Genomic DNA, 19,780 nt, shown 5'->3' with positions numbered 1-19,780 from the left:
AATTTTATATTACATTTAGCTAAGCGCTTACATTTAACCCTTCATACCTACGTGAATGCTTAATGACCTGCAGTTAAATAGTATTTTAGAAGATTTTGATATTGCCTATTGGAAGATCAACCTCCTCACGAAGGAAATCACCTGGTCAGACCACTTTGAATCTTTAGTTGGAAAACCCAGCCTAGAAGAACCTATCTTCGATTTTTTCATAAATAAGGTACTGCACAAGGATTATAAATACGACTTTCGAATTGCTTTTGACAACCTGATATCTACTACTGATAATTTGAATCAGGAAATAAAAATCAAGATACAAAACGATAAATACAGGTGGTTTGAATGTAGAAACTTAAAAAGCAAAGAAAATAGCAGCAAGGAAATAGCCGTATTATTATTTGTAAATATCCATCAATCCAAGCGTGACCAATATACCATAGAGGAGAATTTTTTCTATTATAGAGAAACTGCAGAAATGACCTCCACGGGAGGTTGGTATATTGATGGATTATCAAAATCCATCTATTGGGATGATGTTACTAAAAGAATTTTTGATTGTCCGAAAGATTTTCAGCCAGACTATGAAGAGCGCATGCGATTTTACGCAACCGAACATCAGCAAATGGCAATTTCAATGTTCGATAAATGTGAAAAATACGGGATTCCATTTAAAATAGAACTTAAAATGCTAACTCATCACGGAAGAGAGTTTTGGGTAGTGGCAACAGGAAAACCAGTTTATAGCGACGAACAGGAAATTATTGGAATTAGAGGTGTTTTTCAGGATATAGATGTTAATAAGAGCAATGAACTTAACCTACAGAATTCGTTAGACATTATTGCAACACAAAATTCCAGGCTATTTAATTTTGCACATGTAGTTTCACACAATCTTAGATCTCACAGCAGCAATCTAAGTTTAGTAGCACAATTATTAACCGAATCAAACGACGCTAGAGAAAAACTCAATTTATTGGATAATGTGGTAGACATCTCGGATAATCTGGATGATGCCATCTCAGAACTGAATAGCATGGTAAGCCACCACGGACTTCTTACCAAAGAAAGATCGAATGTTTCCTTTAATAAAGCCCTTGATATAGTAGTTGCTGCAACCTCTTCCTTAATTAACAGAGAAAGAGCAAAGATAATTTCAGAATTTACAGCCCTAAAAGAAATTAATTACATTCCGGAATATCTCGAAAGTATTTTATTAAATTTAATCACTAATGCTATCCGATATAAACACCCGGGCAGGAAACCGGTAATTTTCATACAAACCTACATGGCTAATGACCAGTGTTTTATGGAGGTAAGCGATAATGGGATGGGTATTGACCTAGAGCAATACGGCGATAAAATGTTTGGTATGTATAAAACATTTCATCGAAATCCTGATGCTAAAGGAATAGGCTTGTTTATCACAAAAAATCAGGTGGAAACAATGGGAGGGTCTATTTCGGTTACCAGCACAATAAATATAGGTACCACTTTTAAAATTAAATTCTAGATCTAAAAAAATGGGGCAAAAAATAGAGCTAGCGTGTATTATTGATGATGATAAAATATACGTGAACTTAGTTAGAAAAATCATCGAAATTAAAAAACTATCAGAAAATTTACTGATCTTCAAAAACGGATTGGAAGCCTTGGATTATTTTAAAGTAATCCTTTCCAACATGACCGAGGATAAATTACCAGACATCATATTCTTAGATCTTAACATGCCTATTATGGATGGTTGGGAATTTTTGGGAGAATTTATCAAAATCAAGAATAATTTTGACAAGAAGATCACGCTGTATGTTGTTTCCTCTTCAATAGACCCCCGAGATCTGGAAAGAGCAAAATCCTTTAATCTGGTTACCGATTACCTGATTAAACCTATAGAGCTTAAGAAATTCGAAAAAATATTCGACAAGGTTGCCTAAGCTGCCGTTTCTAAACCAGCTTCTTTTTTAACCGGAAATGCTTTTTTATTGAAAAGCAATAACAATCCTACCCCTACGCTTATTGCTGTATCGGCAATATTAAAGACAGGCTCAAAAAAAGTGAAGTTTTCCCCTCCCCAAATAGGGATCCATTCCGGCAACACCCCATCGTACAAAGGGAAATAAAGCATGTCTACCACCTTTCCATGAAAAAGTGTTCCATACCCCCCGCCCTCAGGTAAAAACTCGGCTACACGGCCGTAACTATCGCTGTAAATTATTCCATAGATAACAGAATCTATAATATTTCCAAAGGCTCCTGCAAAAATGAAGGCTATGGCAGTAATTAATATCCTGGAACCGTTATTTCTAACCGAATCCCATAGCCAGTATCCTATTCCCACAATAGCCCCTAATCTAAATAGTGTCAGTATCAATTTCCCGTACTCTCCGGGAATTTTCGCTCCCCAAGCCATACCTTCGTTTTCAACAAACAAGATCCTAAACCATTCCAGCACTTTCACCTCTTCTCCAAGGATGAAATTTGTTTTAATATATATTTTTGAAAGTTGATCTATCAATAAGATCAAAACGATAATAAGACTGGCTTTTTTTAAAGACATGAAATGAGTGTATTACAAACGGCTCAAAAATACTAATATTATTTAGTTTTTCAGCACCCTAATATCTCCGTTAATAGAAGTGAGTTTCAACACATGTTTTCCCGTTTCGAATTTTGGCAGAATTACTTCTCCGTTTCTAGAATTGGCGGTTATTATAGCATCTTGGGTAGTAACTTCAATAGGGCCGTTATAGGTGTTTATTATTGCATTCCCTAGAAAATTGTGCAAATGGCAGGAACCGGATTTGAGTTCTACTTTAAGGGCTTTAAAATTTCCATTGGCAGTGACCGAACTATTATTTGATCTAATAAACACCTCCATGCCTTCCGGAATTTCAAGATCTATTTCTAGAGAAAATACTTTATGAGCGCTCAGCTTATCGTAGCCACTTTGCAAGATCTCTCGAAATTTGGAAGTTAGCACCATTTTATCTTCCAGCAACTCCATGTTTAAAGCAATGTCATTGAAGTATTCCCCTTCCGAATGTGAGCTTAAAACAACCTGCTGTGTGTTTGAAGTGTGAACATTTATCTTAAAAACCTCCTCTGTATAAATATAGAGTTGATTTATTTGTTCCGCATTAAATGTTTGAGAAGTATTCTTTTGAGAATATCCTGATAGAAATATAAAAAATATAAAAAGAGAGCAAATGTATTTCATTAAATACCAGGGTACAAAAAACGCTCCATTTTGACATAATCAGAATGGAACGTTTTTAAATTATGAATTTTGCAATAACTAACGCTTAGCGTTGTAAATTTTTAGCTTCAATACTTAGCGTAGCATGTGGAACCAACTTAAGGCGTTCTTTAGCAATAAGTTTTCCGGTTACTCTACAAATTCCGTATGTTTTGCTTTCAATACGAACTAAGGCGTTTTTTAGATCACGAATAAACTTCTCCTGACGTATCGCTAGTTGAGAGTTCGCTTCCTTACTAAGAGTCTCGCTTCCCTCTTCAAATGCTTTAAAAGTGGGGGAAGTATCATCTGTACCGTTATTCCCATCGTTTACATACGCGCTTTTATAAAGCTCCAATTGTTCCTGAGCTTTTCTGATCTTACTTTGAATTAATTCTTTAAATTCAGCTAAGTCAGCATCACTGTAACGTTCTTTAATTTCTGTTGACATGGGTTATAAATGTTTAGTGATACACAATTTGGTGGTAACATCATCGAAGTCAATATCTATTCCTTCGGTTATCACCTCTGCAAATTCGAGCTGAGCAGTTAGTGTCTCGTTCTTGATATAATTTATATTTTGCAAAACAGCCTCCTCGACAACACTGTCTTTCAGTAGGGTAACATCTATGGTATCGGTAACTTCATATCCGGAATCCTTTCTAAGATTCTGAATTCTGTTTACCAATTCTCTGGCAATTCCTTCTTTTTTTAATTCTTCCGAAATATGCACATCTAAAGCTACTGTAATAGTCCCGCTGCTGGCAACTAACCAGCCTTCAATATCTTGCGAGCTAATTATTACATCTTCGGCCGCCAAAGTAATCATTTTTCCATTACTATCAACGCTAATATTCCCGTCCCTTTCTATAGTTGAAATATCTTCAGAAGTAAATTGATTGATTAAATTTACAACTGTTTTCATATTCTTACCATATCTGGGGCCTAAAACTTTGAAATTGGGCTTCACTTGTTTTACTAAAATCCCTGAGGCATCGTCAATTAGCTGGATTTCTTTCACATTCACTTCAGATTTGATCAAATCTTCTACAGCCAGAATTTCAGCTTTTTGCTGTTCATCTAACACAGGAATCATGATTCTTTGTAGCGGCTGACGCACTTTGATCATCTCTTTTTTACGTAATGATAACACTAACGATGAAATTGTCTGGGCCTTTTCCATCTTATGTTCCAGCTCTTTATCTACCATTTTCTCATCGAAAACAGGGAAATCTGCCAGGTGAACCGACTCAAAAGCTTCTTTTTGAGTTGCAGCATTCAAATCTCGGTAAAGTCTTTCCATAAAGAAAGGAGCTACCGGTGCACCTAATTTAGCTACTGTTAGTAGGCAGGTATATAAGGTTTGGTATGCAGAGATCTTATCCTGCTCGTAATCGCCTTTCCAGAATCTTCTTCTGCTTAATCTCACAAACCAGTTACTCAAATTCTCCTGAACGAATTCAGATATAGCTCGAGTAGCACGTGTTGGCTCATAATCGGCATAAAACTTATCTACTTTATCTACTAAGGTGTTCAATTCCGAAAGTATCCATCTATCAATTTCAGGTCTTTCTTCTAGAGGCACATCGGCTTCCGCGTAAGTGAAATTATCGATGTTAGCATATAAAATGAAGAAAGAATATGTATTATAAAGTGTTCCAAAGAACTTACGTCTTACTTCAGAAATTCCTTCAATATCAAATTTTAAGTTATCCCAAGGGTTAGCATTAGAGATCATGTACCAGCGAGTTGCATCCGGACCAAAAGCGGCTAGCGTCTCAAAAGGATCTACAGCATTCCCTAGTCTTTTAGACATTTTTTGCCCGTTTTTATCCAGCACCAGTCCGTTAGAAACAACATTCTTATAGGCTACATCATCAAAAATGGTAGTAGCAATTGCGTGCAATGTGTAGAACCATCCGCGGGTTTGATCTACTCCTTCTGCAATGAAATCGGCCTGCATCAAACCTTTGTCTTCTGGCTGCTCGAAGGGGTAATGCCACTGCGCATAAGGCATAGATCCAGAATCGAACCATACATCTATAAGATCGGCTTCGCGCTTCATTGGTTTTCCAGAAGCTGAAACCAGCGTAATTTCATCTACTACATTTTTATGAAGATCTACTTTGTCATAATTCTCTTCGCTCATATTCCCCACTTCAAAAGAGGCGAATTTATCTTCTTTCATAAATCCTGCTTCTACGGCTTTAGCCATTTCAGCTTTCAATTCTTCAATAGACCCAATAATGATTTCCTCTTTTCCATCTTCTGTCCTCCAAATTGGAAGCGGAATTCCCCAATACCTACTTCGGGAAAGGTTCCAGTCATTGGCATTTGCCAGCCAGTTTCCAAATCTTCCTTCTCCTGTAGCTTTTGGCTTCCAGTTAATTCCTTGGTTAAGCTCGAACATTCTGTCCTTAACATCGGTAATTTTAATAAACCAGGAATCTAATGGATAATAAAGAATAGGCTTATCGGTTCTCCAGCAGTTTGGATAACTGTGAACATATTTTTCAACCTTAAAGGCTCTATTCTCTTCTTTTAATTTTATAGCAATTTCTACATCTACAGATTTCTCAGGAGCTTCTCCATCGGCATAGTATTCATTCTTAACATACTTCCCGGCAAGCTCATCCATTTCAGGTCTAAATTTCCCTTGTAGATCTACCAATGGCACAAGATTATCATTCTCATCCATCACTAGCATTGGCGGCACCTCCGGAACGGCCTGCTTTGCTACCATGGCATCATCGGCTCCAAAAGTAGGTGCGGTATGAACTATCCCCGTTCCATCTTCAGTAGTAACAAAATCTCCGGCAATTACTCGAAATGCATCTTGCGGATTATTATGAGGCTGCGCATAAGGCAATAACTGCTCATATTTTAAGCCCACAAGATCTTTTCCAAAGAAAGATTTTTCAACATAATAAGGGATCTTATCACCCTGTTTATACGCTTTCAAAGCTTCTTTATTCTCTAATTTCTTGAACTTCTTATCAAATTGTTTAGCGACAAGGTTTTTCGCCATAATTACATTGATAGGCTCAAAAGTGTATTGATTATAGGTGGATACCAGTACATATTCAATTTTTGGTCCTACTGTTAGCGCAGTATTAGAAGGTAAGGTCCACGGTGTAGTAGTCCAAGCAACCAAATAGATCTCATTAGAAACCTCAGCAAGAAATTCGGGTAAAGTATCGACTTTAGCTTTGAACATGGCCGTTACTGTGGTATCGGTAACATCCTGATAAGTTCCCGGCTGGTTAAGTTCGTGAGAACTCAATCCTGTACCAGCTTTTGGAGAATATGGTTGGATGGTATATCCTTTATAAATAAGACCTTTCTTATAGATCTGGGATAACAACCACCATACAGTTTCCATGTATTTAGGCTTATAGGTAATATATGGATCATCCATATCTACCCAGTACCCCATCTTTTCAGTAAGATCGTTCCAAACATCGGTGTAGCGCATCACGGCATTCTTACATGCCTGATTATATTCTTCTACACTTATTTTGGTTCCAATATCTTCTTTGGTAATTCCAAGTTCCTTTTCAACACCTAGCTCTACTGGCAAACCATGAGTATCCCATCCTGCTTTTCGTTTTACCTGGAATCCTTTTTGAGTTTTGTATCGACAAAAAATATCTTTGATGGCACGCGCCATTACATGGTGTATCCCGGGAAGTCCGTTAGCAGAAGGTGGTCCTTCAAAAAACACGAACGGCTCATGCCCATCTCTGGTAGAGACACTCTTTTCAAAAATATCATTCTCTTTCCAATAGCTTAAGATCTCCTCTGCTACTTTTGGTAAGTCAAGTCCTTTATACTCAGGGAACTTTCTGCTCATTTTGTCGAAATTTCTTATGAGTTGCGAAAATAACGATTTTTAACAAAACCAAATACGCTTATTCCGTAAAATGCTAACCTAATTCCGAAGAGACATTAAATCCATAAAAAAGAGTAGCTAAAAGCAAACCCCGTTTACAAACTGTATTTAAGTGCTAAAATAAGATTCCTCCCCGCTGCTGAAATTCCAGAAGAATAAGTGCGATAGCGCTGATCGGTAATATTTTCGAGGGAAGCTGTAGCAGTCCAGTTTATATCAAACTCATATTGCCCTGTTACATTCAAGGTGTACCAGGAGGGCGAATACGGGTTTCCATTCCTGTCTGTGGCATATAGGTAATCTTTGCTTTGTTCTGATGGTGCCAACTCGTCAAAATCGAACTGTCCGTTATACTCTCCAAAAAGATCCAGTTTCAATCGATTCTTGGTCCACACTAAATGTGTATTCCCAAATATTGGTGCGGCATGACGTAATGGTTTTTTGGCGCCATCGTCCTGTTCTTCTTTTCCCTGAGTGTATGTAATGTATGATTTCAACTGCAAGCTCTTGATAATATCTAATTCTGCGCCCGCTTCAAATCCATAAACATAGGCATTTGCGGCATTCTGGATTGCCTGAACCCTGCTTGGTTCTCCTTGATAATCTACTTGCGTTAGCCCATTCAAATTGAAATCCCTTCTCACCATAGCATTATCTAAAAGTGTATAGAATCCTGCTAATTCCAATTTAATTTTTTCTGAAGGAGTCCACTTTAAACCCATTTCAGAATTATAGGCATACTCCGGTTTTAAATCTGGATTGGGTACTACTACAGCCCCGGGTTCCGAATCAAAAATCTTTCCTACATCATCTATATTTGGAGCCCTAAAAGCTGTAGAAAGATTAAGTCGCCAATTAAAAAACTGGTTCTGCTGCCAGTTAATTCCTATACTTCCTGTCAATGCCCCAGTATTGATATCGGCTTTTTGAAACGGAAAATCATAGAATTCATCAATAAAATTGGCATTCAGTAAAATATGACTATATCTCACACCCGACTGCAAAGAAAGATTTGCCTGAATTTTCCATAAATAAGTAGCATATGCAGCCATGCTTTGCCAGCTGGAAGCGTCAGGATACCTGGAAGCTGTTTCCTGCTTTTCCTCTGTTGTAATATTATAAGTGTTCCCGGAAGAATGTACATTATTTAAAACATATTCAGCACCGTAAAAAAGGCTGTTTTCATCAATAGATTTCTCAAAATCCAAATTTATGGAATAGGCATCTACCTGCTCCTGAGTGTTATAACGCAGTTCCTTTCCAAAGTCCCGGTCATGCCTACTCTCCTCAAAATATTGGTAAGCAGCTGTAAATTGGGCCTTGTCGTAGAGTTGACTATTCCCCTTTTTATTGATCTTCAAATTACCAAGAAACCATGATTGCGGACCATAATACCACTCGGCAGCACGCAGCTCTCCATTCTTTTTACGATATAACCTATCGTATCTCGGGTAATTTGAGGTGGTGGAGTAAAGAAGGCCCAAATTGAAATCCCAATCTTCATTTGCCTTAAACTTCACTTTTTGCAACAGATTGATTTGTTCGTAACCTGTTGGTTTTTGGACTTTTGGATCGGGGTTTTGAATAGTGATATCTTCCCCATTTTCCTGGGAAGCGTATTCATACCTTAAGTATTCCTTCGGCCCATGAGACCCCATTTTAAGATTTCCGAAATCTGAATACGTAACTGCTGATAAAAATGCCCATTTCTCAAAACCTATATTAAAATTGGCGTGCGCCATTCCCTCTTCATTTGCACTTGAATATCGAGTGTAAGCATTTGCAAGTACTAAGGCATTTTCCTCTCTGGAAAATTTAGGTTGAAGCGTATAAAAGTTCATTACCCCACCCACCGCGTCGCTTCCGTAGACAACAGAACCAGGACCAAGCAGCACTTCCGTTTTATCTACTATTAAAGGATCTATGGAAATTACATTTTGAAGGTTTCCGCTTCTAAAAATTGCTGTATTCATACGCACTCCGTCTACAGTAATTAGGAGCCGGTTAGTTGCAAAACCTCTTATCATGGGGCTTCCACCGCCTAACTGACTTTTCTGAACGAATACTTTTCCTGAATTCTCTAAAAGATCGGCAGCCGTTTGCGGATTAGAAAACTGGATTTCAGAAGCTTCTAAACTTATTATCTTTTGCGGAACCAAAGTTAGGTCCTGTTCAAATTTAGCCACTGAAAGAACCACTTCCTGTAAGTTATTCTGATCTTCAGTAAGGTAAACTATGCTCTTATTTGATATAATTCTGGCCTTTGAAATAGTATAGGTTAAATGAGAAACATGCGTAAAAACAAGCAGCTCTTCAGTTTCAAATTTAGAAACATCGGCTTTTCCCTGAGAATTGGTAACAACAGTTTTAGACCTGCTCTTATTGAGTATCATTACATTGGAAATGGGAAGATTTGAATCCTTGTCGATCACTATTATTTCTTGGGCCGAACTTATTGCAATAACGAAGACTGTGAAAAGGGCAGAAAATAAAATTCGCATTTAATTAAAGATTTCATTTAAGACCGACAATGACTTCGGCTTCTTGAAATTTTCAATATGAACCATGTAATAGTTCAATAGCATTCCAAGAAAGTCTGTTCGGTGAGATTGATTTATTTTTATGTTTTTTAGCTCCTCAAAATTTATGTGCAGAAACTGTTTTAACAGGACAAGGTTATCACCTTCAATGCAGTAATCATTTGTTTTCACATCCTGAAAAACTCCATCTAGTAAATTAAAATAGAGATGCTCTGTATCAGAATCATCCGGATAAAAGCCCAGATATCTACTTAGTTTCAAAAGGAATAACAAATGAAAATTAGCAATATGCTCGCTATTATCCAACCAGTTCAATGCATCCTGCAAAAAGTAATATAAAGCTTCATTTTGCTCTTCCTCCTGAATGGAATTGCGAAGCATTTCTGAAAGAAACATCACCATGGAAGATTTTACCACATTAGTATGCAAGCTTTTATAAGTAGTAAGGATTTTAGCATCCTGCAAATATTCCAGATTTCCTTTATCCTTATGCTTTGCGACAAGCTCTAATTGGGTTAATGGCTGAAAAAGCGAAGTTTTAAACTTTCCTTTTTTACTTTTCAGGATTCCACGAAGCATATAAGTCTTAAGACCGCTTTTTTGAGTGTAGCACTTCACTATCAAGTCGGCTTCCGAATATTTTAAAGCACTTATTACAATAGCATTGGTGTTTACCTGCATCCCGTAATTTTAATTCGAAGATATTAAAAAAGCCGCTAAACAGCGGCTTTTCCTATTCTTATATATAAATGAGATTATACAACACCTTGTGCAAGCATAGCATCTGCTACTTTTACAAATCCGGCAATGTTAGCTCCTTTTACGTAATCTACATGTCCATCCTCATCAGTTCCGTAAGCCACACATGCATCGTGAATATTCTTCATGATCTCATGAAGTTTTTTATCTACATCTTCCGCAGTCCAGCTATATCTCATAGAGTTTTGAGACATTTCTAAACCTGAAGTTGCAACTCCACCTGCATTAGATGCTTTCCCAGGAGAGAATAAAACTTTTGCTTTTTGAAATACTTCAATAGCCTCCGGAGTAGTTGGCATATTAGCTCCTTCTCCTACTAATTTACATCCGTTTTCTACTAATATCATAGCATCCTCTTCGTGCAATTCGTTTTGAGTTGCGCATGGAAGTGCCACATCACATGGAGTAGCCCAAGGAGTTTTTCCTTCAAAATATTTAGCACTTGGATATTCTGCTACATATTCGCTAATTCTTCCGCGTTTCTCATTTTTAAGGGTCATAATGAACTGCAATTTTGCAGCATCAATACCGGCCTCATCTAAAATATATCCTCCAGAATCAGACATGGTAACAACCTTTGCACCAAGTTGTGTTGCTTTCTCAGCAGCATACTGCGCTACGTTTCCAGATCCAGAAACAACAACAGTTTTACCCATTAAGCTATCCCCTTTCACCTCCAACATGTTTTGTGCAAAATATACGTTCCCGTAACCTGTAGCTTCCGGACGAATTAACGACCCACCGTAAGAAAGACCTTTCCCGGTAAGAATTCCGGTGAATTCATTTCTCAAACGCTTATACTGTCCAAAAAGGTAACCAATTTCACGGCCACCAACACCAATGTCTCCAGCAGGCACATCGGTATCAGCTCCTATATGGCGTTGTAATTCTGTCATAAAACTCTGGCAGAAACGCATTACTTCATTATCTGATTTTCCTTTTGGATCAAAATCAGATCCACCTTTACCACCACCCATTGGCAATGTTGTTAAACTATTCTTGAATACTTGCTCAAAAGCCAAGAATTTTAAAACACTAAGGTTAACGGTTGGGTGAAAACGAAGTCCACCTTTATAAGGTCCAATGGCAGAATTCATTTGAATTCTGAAGCCACGGTTGATTTGGGTTTTACCCTCGTCGTCAATCCATGGCACACGGAACATGATAACTCTTTCCGGTTCTACCATTCTCTCAAGGAGCATGGCATTTTGATATTTTTTATTTTTTTCTATAAATGGAATCACTGTTTCAGCAACCTCGTGAACGGCTTGCATAAATTCAGGTTCGTTTTGATTTCTTTTAGACACTACATCTAAAAAATCTTTTACACTTTGCTCCATAATTTAGTGCTACTATTATTAAATGAAAACGTTTTCGTAATTTTATGCAAATATAAATTTAATATGGGGAACCACCTTGAAAAATCGCATTTTGAGACAAAATTAACGTGAAAAATCATACAGATTATTGCACACTTATAATAGTTCATAGTACATTAACTTCAATTTTATATATTTGCCTGTACCTCAACCGGTGATGTATGGTGAACTTCCGCATAGTTTTATTCTTTTTTTTACTTTGCTTTTTCACTAAAAAAAGCGGTTTTGCCCAATTAGGAATTTCTCATGAGATTGGAGTTTTAGTAGGCCCTACTTCTTTCTTTACCGATTATGGCGAACGTTATAATTTACAGAATAATATAAGTAACTCCGGGATTGGTGTAGGCTTAATACATTATATGAACTTTGCGTTTAGAGCCGAATGCAACTGCTATACTACCGATAAATACTTTAATGATCATTTCAAGATACGTACTGAGATAGATTATTTCCAATCGGCCTTAGAACATTTTGGCCCGGTGGCTTCAAAAAACACCCTTGGCGGAAAATTGTTGAGAGGAATGCATGGAAAATCCCAAGTCTTCGAAATTGGCTCTTCTCTGGAATATTATCCTTTAAGCATCCGTGATTACACCGCTTACAGTTACCTTTTTTCCCCGTTCATAAGCCTAGGTTTTCATTTTGTTAATTATCAACCTAGTGCCTATTCCGATTTTGGCCCTTTATCTGATCCAAATAATGTCTTTCCAACATTTGTGGGTGGGATAGATCTGGATTCCGGTTCCACTTGGGGAATCGTTGGAAGTATGGGAGCAAGATACCGGTTAACACCTTCCAGCGATCTGGCCATTGAAGGAAGGTATACTTATTACAACACCGATTGGCTGGACGGCCTCAACATTGATGCGCCACAAAATAAAGCTAACGATCTTATCTTTTGGTTAAATGTAGGGTATATCTATTATCTGGATTTCTAAATTAATTGTATAAAAAAAGGCTTCAGTAAACTGAAACCTTTTAAATAGTTATTTTTCTGAGAGTTTAACCCAATGCTTGTTTTAAATCTTCAATTAGATCTTCATCATCTTCAATTCCAACACTTAATCGAATCAATGAGTCTACAACTCCAGTTTTCTCTCTTTCTTCCTTCGGAATAGAGGCGTGCGTCATACTTGCCGGATGTCCTGCCAAAGATTCTACTCCACCCAGAGATTCCGCCAAGGTAAATACTTTTAATTTTTCGACCACTTTCACAGCACTTTCCAAAGTGTTTTCAGCAGTTGTAAAGGATATCATCCCTCCATATCCTGACATTTGTTTTTTAGCGATATCGTGATTTGGGTGGTCTTCAAAACCTGGCCAGTACACCTTGTCAACTTTAGGATGATCTTTCAGAAAACGCGCTACTTTTTCACCATTCTCACAATGTCTTTGCATTCTAATATGCAAGGTTTTTATACCTCTAAGCACTAAAAAACTATCCTGTGGCCCACATACGGCACCGCTGGCGTTTTGCACAAAATATAATTTATCGGCTAAATCCTTATCCTTCACCACAAGAGATCCCATCACCACGTCACTGTGCCCGCCAAGATATTTGGTTGCACTGTGCATGACGATATCTGCTCCAAGATCTAAAGGTTGTTGTAAATATGGAGTAGCAAATGTATTATCTACTGCAAGTAATACCTTATGCTTTTTAGCTAATTTGGATACAGCTTCAATATCGATGATATTCATCATTGGATTAGTTGGTGTCTCAACCCAAATAAGCTTTGTTTTATCAGTAATGTATTCTTCTATTTTTTCAGCGTCCTGCATTCCAATAAAGTGGAATTTTATGCCTAGGCCTTCAAATATCTTTGTAAAAAGCCTGTAAGATCCACCATAAAGATCGTTAGTAGAGATAATCTCGTCACCCGGCTTAAATAACTTCATCACAGCATCTATAGCCGCAAGTCCGGAACCAAAAGCAAGACCAAATTTCCCATTTTCAATACTAGCCAATGAATTTTCCAGAGCTGTTCTGGTAGGATTTGCGCTTCTAGAATATTCAAAGCCTTTATGCCCTCCGGGAGTGGTTTGAGAATAGGTGCTGGTTTGATAGATTGGAGGCATTACCGACCCGTATGCGGGATCTACGTTATGCTGCCCTCCATGTATAGTTTTAGTGTTGAATTTCATAAAAAATAATTTAAAGCAAATGTAACCAACGTATTGGGGATTGACAAAATAGCATGTACCTTTATCCCTAATTTAACACTGAATTCTTGCTGTGAAAAAAATGCTTTTGCCCCTCTCCATCTTCGTGATGTTCGTGGGATGTAAAAATGAACCTGCCGAATTAATTTTTGAAGAACTTGCTATAGAGCAGGTATCAGAAATGAACTGTAAACCTGAAGAAGAAAATTGCGCTTTTATAAGCCTCCATACTCCATGGGTTTTAGATCCCGGAACCTTGGGGAAAGAGGTCAATTATCTCATTGAAAAGCATATAATTCACTTGGTAGATTTTCAGGAAGAAGAAGATTTTAAGAGCTTAGAAGCACTTTCTCAAAGCTTTATTGACAATTATGAGCAAACTGCCAAGGAGTTTCCTGAATACAACATTCCATGGGAAGCTTCAGTTGAAGGTGTTATCACCCATAATTCTCCAGAGCTCATTACCATAAAATATAATTTAGCTATTTTCACGGGTGGAGCTCATGGCTATACCAGCGTTAGCTATCTTAATATTAATCCCGATAATGGACAACGTCTTTTAAATAAAGATTTGTTTACGGAAGAGTTTGAAGCGTATGCAGAAGCCTTATTTCGGGAGAAAAATGAAATTGGCAAAGGTGAATCTATTAATAGTACCGGTTTTTTCTTTGAAAATGATGAATTTCAACTTCCTCAAAACATTGGCTTCACTAAGGATAAGCTTATACTACAATACAATGCCTACGAGGTAGCATCTTACGCAGAAGGCGGAATCCGACTTGAAATACCAATGGTGCAGGCTACTCCTTTTCTCAAAAAACGTTAAATCCCATCAAAAAATAAGCACGTTTTAGGTAAAAGTGGTTTACTTTGCACTTTAAGCATTTTATAATGAAAAAAGTATACTACCTATCTACCTGCGACACGTGTAAGAAAATTTTAAAGGAATTACAGCTTCCCTCAGCTTATATTTTACAGGATATTAAGCAGGAGGCAATTACTGAACCGCAATTACAGGAAATGTATAATCTTTCTGGTAGTTATGAAGCATTATTTAGCAAGCGAGCCAGGCTTTATAAGGAAAGAGATCTAAAAAGCCAATCCCTTTTAGAGGAAGACTACAAGAACCTTATCTTAGAACATTATACCTTCTTAAAAAGACCGGTTATTATAAATAACGACAAAATTTTTATAGGTAATTCTAAAAAAAGCGTAGAAGCAGCAAAAGCCTCTATGAATGAGTAAGAGGCTCTTAGCCATATTAGCAGCTATTGGCGCAAGTACCATCTATGGAATAAATCATACCGTAGCAAAAGATTTGATGCCCGTGTTTATTGAACCTTTCGGGTTTATTTTATTACGAGTTAGCGGAGCAGCGGTAGTATTCTGGATTTTGAGTATTTGGGGACCTAAGGAGAAAATTGCAACTAGCGACTGGCTTCGGATTGTGGGCTGTACCATTTTTGGAATGGCAATTAACATGCTGTTCTTCTTTAAAGGGCTGAGTTTATCAACTCCCATAAACAGTTCGGTAATAGTTACTTTGTCTCCTATTTTGGTTTTTATTCTGGCTGCTATTCTTATAAAAGAAAAAGTAACATTTTTAAAAACTTTAGGAATTACTATTGGTCTTGCCGGCGCTTTAACCTTAGTATTATTTAGCAACGGAGAGACTGTTAATGCGCCTAATATACCTTTAGGAAACTTATTCTTTATAATAAATGCCTTTTCTTATGGAATGTATTTAATACTTGTAAAGCCGCTAACCGCAAAATATCATTCTTTAACCTTGATGAAGTGGTTCTTTCTATTTGCCATTTTCATAAATCTTCCAATAACCATTTCTGAGTTTACAGCCGTGGAGTGGATAAATTTACCTGCACATGCCATCTGGAAAATGGCTTTTGTAGTACTAGGTACAACTGTCTCAACCTATTTACTTAATATCTACGCACTAAAAGAACTAAGCGCCTCCACAATTAGCGCATTTATCTATTTACAACCGCTTATTGCAATTGTTTACGCCGTTTCCACCGGGGCAGATTCGTTAGATATTGTAAAGATAACCGCCGCGATGCTGGTTTTCACGGGAGTTTACCTGGTTTCTAAAAAGCAAAAACCGACTGCTATAAGTCGGTAGGGTCTACATCTAGAGGTTTTTTATTAAATCTGCGTGTATCTTCTTTTGTTAGAATTCTGAAATCTTCTGTATGTCCCAAATGATTGAGATTTTCATATAATTCTGAAGGCAAACCTACCAGTTTTCGCTCCTGAAGATCTATCCAACCTCCCATCATTTCACAACTGGCAAAATTTCTTCCCTTGGTGTCATAAAAATTATGAACAAATTCAAAGTACATCCCGTCTTCCGAAAGACCTTTTAACTGTAAGCTTACTTTTACAGGCTTCCCTGCAAAAGCCTCTTTAAAATAATACATATGCTCATAAAAGACCACCGGACCAATATTGTACTTAGCCAATTCTCTTTGTCCAAATCCATTTTCCATTAGAAAACCCATGCGGGTATGACTCATGAAATTAATATAAGCCGAATTAGCCAAGTGTCGATTGGCATCCAGATCGCTCCATCTTATATCAAATTCTTTTGTATACATAAATCCTAATTTTTTTTTATAAAACTACAAATAAATACTATGCGCGCATAATTATTAAAGCTAACTAAAACCCAAAATAATTTCCGAAATTCGCAGCATGCCATTATTAAAGAGTTCCTACCAGCCCCCGTTTGTTTTCAAGAACTATCACATTTCGACGGTTTATGCCTCTCTTTTCAGAAAGCCACTTCCGGTAAAGCAAATAAGGGAACGCGTAGAACTTGCAGATGGAGATTTTATTGATATCGATTGGAGTTATTCTAACTCCGCTTCAAAAAAAGTGCTTGTCATTCTTCATGGGTTGGAAGGCAATGCTCAACGGCCATATATTACAGGGCTTGCAAATTATTTCAACATTCATAATTGGAATGTTGCAGCGGTAAACTTTAGAGGTTGTAGCGGAGAGATAAATAGGCTTTACCGATCGTATAATGCCGGAGCGAGTGAAGATCTGCAGGAAATAGTGACTCATGTTCTGCCTAAAAACAACTATACTCACCTTGCAATTAATGGATTTAGTTTGGGCGGGAATTTACTTTTGAAATATCTTGGCGAAGGAAATGCTCTCCCACCTCAATTAAAGGCTGCTGTAGCTATATCTACTCCCTGTGATTTACACGGATCACTGAAAAAGTTAGAGGAGCCTAAGAACCGACTTTACACAAAACGATTCATTAAAAAACTGAAATCTCAGCTCATTCTTAGAGGAAAGCATTTTCCAGCGGAACTATCCCCGTCACAAATATTGGAATGTGAAAGCCTGTTAAGCATAGATGATCTATATACAAGTAAAGCTCATGGCTTTAAAGATGCTTTAGATTACTACAAGAAAAGCAGTTCGCTTAACTTTCTGCAATACATTTCCACACCTACTTTATTGATAAATGCCAAGAATGACGGATTTCTTTCCGATTCCTGCTACCCAGAAGCTATAGCGAAAAGAAGTCCAAACTTCTTCCTTGAAACCCCTTTATATGGCGGCCATGTTGGTTTTATTCAAAATAAAAAACAAACTTATACCGAAGAACGCGCTTTAGAATTTATAAGCTCTTTTCTTTAAACCAGTCTTTTTACTAGTTTCTTTGTCCTGCTGAAGATTTGCTTATCTTTGCGCAACCTTTTAAAAATCAAGCATGATTCAATCAATGACCGGTTTTGGGAAGAGCCTTTTACAGCTTCCTACTAAAAAAATTACGGTAGAAATAAAATCGCTTAACAGCAAAAATCTGGATCTTAACGCAAGAATCCCCGGTCAATACCGCGAAAAAGAATTGGATCTTCGAAAGATCATCGCCAATTCCCTTACCCGTGGAAAAGTTGATTTCTCTCTGTATGTAGAAGTTACAAAGGAAGAGACCTCCTCTGTAGTAAATGCTCCTATTGTAAAAGCATATATGGAGCAATTACGCGATATTGTAAATGCTGATGACGATGAACTTCTAAAAATGGCTATTCGTATGCCTGATAGTATGAAAACGGAGCGAGAAGAAATAGATGAAACTGAATTTTCTTCCATTGAAAAAGCTGTAATGACCGCCTTGGAAGAAATAAACACGTTTCGTACCGATGAAGGTAAGGCCTTGGAAAAAGATTTAAATGTTCGAATTGCTAATATTGAAACCCTGTTAAGCGACATAATTGCCATGGACCCCGATAGGATAGCGGGTGTTAGAGAGCGCCTTCGCAAAGGGGTAGAAGAGCTAAAAGAGCGTGTAGATGAAAACAGGTTCGAGCAGGAGCTGGTTTTTTATATTGAAAAATTTGATATCACCGAGGAAAAAGTTCGTTTAGATAATCATCTTTCTTACTTTAAAGAAACTATAGCGTCTGAAGATTCCAATGGGAGAAAGCTTGCTTTTATCTCTCAGGAAATGGGCCGTGAAATAAATACTATTGGTAGCAAATCTAACTATGCCCCAATGCAACAATTAGTGGTTCAGATGAAAGATGAACTGGAAAAAATTAAAGAACAACTTTTAAACGTACTGTAATGAATACCGGTAAGTTAATTGTGTTTTCTGCACCCTCCGGTTCAGGAAAAACAACCATCGTACAACATCTATTAGCTCATCCTGAACTTAATTTGGAATTCTCTATTTCTGCGACCTCAAGAGCAGCAAGAGGTGAAGAAGTAGAAGGAAAGGATTATTACTTTCTTTCTTTAGAGGATTTCAAAAAGAAGATAAAGAATGACGAATTCCTGGAATGGGAAGAGGTATATAGAGATAATTTTTATGGCACTTTAAAATCGGAAATTGAAAGAATCTGGTCGCATGGGAAGCATGTTATTTTTGATATTGATGTTGTAGGGGGATTAGACATTAAAAATATTTATCCTGAAAAAACCTTAGCGGTTTTTGTAAAACCTCCAAGCATTGAGGAATTAAAAATACGCCTTAAGAAACGCAAGACCGAATCGGAAGATAAAATTAGCATGCGTGTTGCAAAGGCTTCAATTGAACTGGCCACTGCTCCACAATTCGATTTCATCATAGAAAATAATCATCTGCAAACCGCATTAGACGAAGCTTACCATTTGGTAGCCAACTTTGTTGAAGCAGATAAAACGAAGTGATGAAAAAGGTTGGTCTATATTTTGGCACGTTTAATCCCATTCACATAGGGCACCTTATAATTGCCAACTATATGGTGGAATATTCTGATCTGGATGAAGTATGGATGGTAGTAACTCCTCATAATCCTTTTAAGAAAAAGAGCAGTTTACTGGATAATCATCATCGTTTGGAAATGGTTTATAAAGCTTGTGAAAATTACGATAAGCTAAAACCCTGTGACGTGGAATTCAAATTACCTCAACCAAACTATACTGTCAAAACTCTTATACAGCTGGAAGAGGACCATTCAAAACTGGAATTCTCCTTAATTATGGGAGAAGATAATTTGAAAAGCTTTCATAAGTGGAAGAATTATGAGGTAATTCTCGAAAAGCATCATATATACGTATATCCCAGAATTTCTGACGGCTTGATGGAAAGTCAGTTTAAAGATCATCCGGCAATTCATAAAGTGGATGCTCCAATTATAGAACTTTCTTCTACATTTATAAGAAAAGCCATCAAAGATAAAAAGAACATTAAACCTATGCTACCGGCTGCAGTTTGGGAATATATAGACCTTATGAACTTTTACAAATAGACCCACGTAGATATATGTGATCTCATTAAAAACCCCGCACTATTACA

19 protein-coding genes are annotated in these 19,780 nt (G+C 37.2%); 10 read left to right on the top strand and 9 right to left on the bottom strand.

Annotation, left to right across the window (positions count from 1 at the left end):
- Positions 1-55 precede the first annotated feature (55 nt).
- A complete protein-coding gene (locus L1I30_RS03575; protein ID WP_236132877.1) occupies positions 56-1,507 on the top strand; it encodes a PAS domain-containing sensor histidine kinase in 1,452 nt (483 codons plus the stop codon).
- Between the two features lie 10 nt (positions 1,508-1,517).
- Positions 1,518-1,928, top strand: coding sequence for a response regulator (locus L1I30_RS03570; protein WP_236132876.1), 411 nt, complete (start codon positions 1,518-1,520; stop codon positions 1,926-1,928).
- On the opposite strand, the gene L1I30_RS03565 is transcribed toward L1I30_RS03570, so the two are convergent.
- The 7 genes from L1I30_RS03565 to gdhA form a co-directional block, all read right to left on the bottom strand.
- The gene (locus L1I30_RS03565) at positions 1,925-2,551 is read right to left on the bottom strand and encodes a lipoprotein signal peptidase (protein ID WP_236132875.1); all 627 of its coding nucleotides are present in this window, start codon (positions 2,549-2,551) and stop codon (positions 1,925-1,927) included. The two genes, L1I30_RS03570 and L1I30_RS03565, sit on opposite strands and share 4 nt — an antisense overlap.
- Positions 2,552-2,593: 42 nt before the next feature.
- Positions 2,594-3,211: a DUF4097 family beta strand repeat-containing protein gene (locus tag L1I30_RS03560; protein WP_236132874.1), complete on the bottom strand. Its 618-nt coding sequence runs from the start codon at positions 3,209-3,211 to the stop codon at positions 2,594-2,596.
- Positions 3,212-3,296: 85 nt separating this feature from the next.
- Positions 3,297-3,680, bottom strand: a complete 384-nt coding sequence (locus tag L1I30_RS03555; RefSeq protein WP_236132873.1) for a TraR/DksA family transcriptional regulator — start codon at positions 3,678-3,680, stop codon at positions 3,297-3,299.
- A 3-nt stretch (positions 3,681-3,683) separates the two neighbouring features.
- Positions 3,684-7,082, bottom strand: coding sequence for an isoleucine--tRNA ligase (gene ileS, locus L1I30_RS03550; protein ID WP_236132872.1), 3,399 nt, complete (start codon positions 7,080-7,082; stop codon positions 3,684-3,686).
- 134 nt (positions 7,083-7,216) lie between these two features.
- The gene (locus tag L1I30_RS03545; protein WP_236132871.1) at positions 7,217-9,622 is read right to left on the bottom strand and encodes a TonB-dependent receptor; all 2,406 of its coding nucleotides are present in this window, start codon (positions 9,620-9,622) and stop codon (positions 7,217-7,219) included.
- Positions 9,623-10,342, bottom strand: a complete 720-nt coding sequence (gene recO / locus L1I30_RS03540; protein WP_236132870.1) for a DNA repair protein RecO — start codon at positions 10,340-10,342, stop codon at positions 9,623-9,625. It lies immediately after the preceding gene.
- A gap of 74 nt (positions 10,343-10,416) precedes the next feature.
- A complete protein-coding gene (gene gdhA / locus L1I30_RS03535) occupies positions 10,417-11,760 on the bottom strand; it encodes an NADP-specific glutamate dehydrogenase (RefSeq protein WP_236132869.1) in 1,344 nt (447 codons plus the stop codon).
- A 200-nt stretch (positions 11,761-11,960) separates the two neighbouring features.
- Here gdhA and L1I30_RS03530 point away from each other — a divergent pair, with 200 nt between their 5' ends.
- A complete protein-coding gene (locus tag L1I30_RS03530; RefSeq protein WP_236132868.1) occupies positions 11,961-12,737 on the top strand; it encodes a THC0290_0291 family protein in 777 nt (258 codons plus the stop codon).
- 64 nt (positions 12,738-12,801) lie between these two features.
- Here the strand turns inward: L1I30_RS03530 and L1I30_RS03525 are convergent, their stop codons facing one another.
- The gene (locus tag L1I30_RS03525) at positions 12,802-13,944 is read right to left on the bottom strand and encodes a cystathionine gamma-synthase (RefSeq protein ID WP_236132867.1); all 1,143 of its coding nucleotides are present in this window, start codon (positions 13,942-13,944) and stop codon (positions 12,802-12,804) included.
- A gap of 100 nt (positions 13,945-14,044) precedes the next feature.
- On the opposite strand from L1I30_RS03525, the gene L1I30_RS03520 reads away from it, so the two are divergent.
- The 3 genes from L1I30_RS03520 (at position 14,045) to L1I30_RS03510 (ending at position 16,102) form a co-directional block, all read left to right on the top strand.
- Complete coding sequence (locus L1I30_RS03520; RefSeq protein ID WP_236132866.1) at positions 14,045-14,788, top strand: DUF3298 and DUF4163 domain-containing protein; 744 nt, start codon at positions 14,045-14,047, stop codon at positions 14,786-14,788.
- A gap of 65 nt (positions 14,789-14,853) precedes the next feature.
- Positions 14,854-15,207, top strand: a complete 354-nt coding sequence (locus L1I30_RS03515) for an arsenate reductase family protein (RefSeq protein WP_236132865.1) — start codon at positions 14,854-14,856, stop codon at positions 15,205-15,207.
- Positions 15,200-16,102, top strand: a complete 903-nt coding sequence (locus tag L1I30_RS03510; protein ID WP_236132864.1) for a DMT family transporter — start codon at positions 15,200-15,202, stop codon at positions 16,100-16,102. Before L1I30_RS03515 ends, L1I30_RS03510 begins: the two co-directional genes overlap by 8 nt.
- Here L1I30_RS03510 and L1I30_RS03505 read toward each other — a convergent pair.
- Positions 16,089-16,577 (bottom strand): acyl-CoA thioesterase, encoded by a 489-nt coding sequence (locus tag L1I30_RS03505; RefSeq protein WP_236132863.1) that lies wholly within the window; start codon positions 16,575-16,577, stop codon positions 16,089-16,091. The two genes, L1I30_RS03510 and L1I30_RS03505, sit on opposite strands and share 14 nt — an antisense overlap.
- A gap of 97 nt (positions 16,578-16,674) precedes the next feature.
- Here L1I30_RS03505 and L1I30_RS03500 point away from each other — a divergent pair, with 97 nt between their 5' ends.
- The 4 genes from L1I30_RS03500 to nadD all read left to right on the top strand — a co-directional run bounded on the left by L1I30_RS03500 (position 16,675) and on the right by nadD (position 19,733).
- Positions 16,675-17,637, top strand: a complete 963-nt coding sequence (locus tag L1I30_RS03500; protein WP_236132862.1) for a YheT family hydrolase — start codon at positions 16,675-16,677, stop codon at positions 17,635-17,637.
- Positions 17,638-17,710: 73 nt separating this feature from the next.
- Positions 17,711-18,568 (top strand): YicC/YloC family endoribonuclease, encoded by an 858-nt coding sequence (locus L1I30_RS03495; protein ID WP_236132861.1) that lies wholly within the window; start codon positions 17,711-17,713, stop codon positions 18,566-18,568.
- Positions 18,568-19,152 (top strand): guanylate kinase, encoded by a 585-nt coding sequence (gene gmk, locus L1I30_RS03490; protein ID WP_236132860.1) that lies wholly within the window; start codon positions 18,568-18,570, stop codon positions 19,150-19,152. Before L1I30_RS03495 ends, gmk begins: the two co-directional genes overlap by 1 nt.
- Positions 19,152-19,733, top strand: coding sequence for a nicotinate (nicotinamide) nucleotide adenylyltransferase (nadD, locus tag L1I30_RS03485; protein WP_236132859.1), 582 nt, complete (start codon positions 19,152-19,154; stop codon positions 19,731-19,733). The genes gmk and nadD overlap by 1 nt, the downstream gene beginning before the upstream one ends.
- Positions 19,734-19,780 lie beyond the last annotated feature (47 nt).

Source organism: Gillisia lutea (assembly GCF_021568705.1).
Classification (GTDB): domain Bacteria; phylum Bacteroidota; class Bacteroidia; order Flavobacteriales; family Flavobacteriaceae; genus Gillisia; species Gillisia lutea.
The sequence above is the reverse complement of the archived record's forward strand: the minus strand, read 5'-3'. Positions and strand labels throughout refer to the sequence as shown.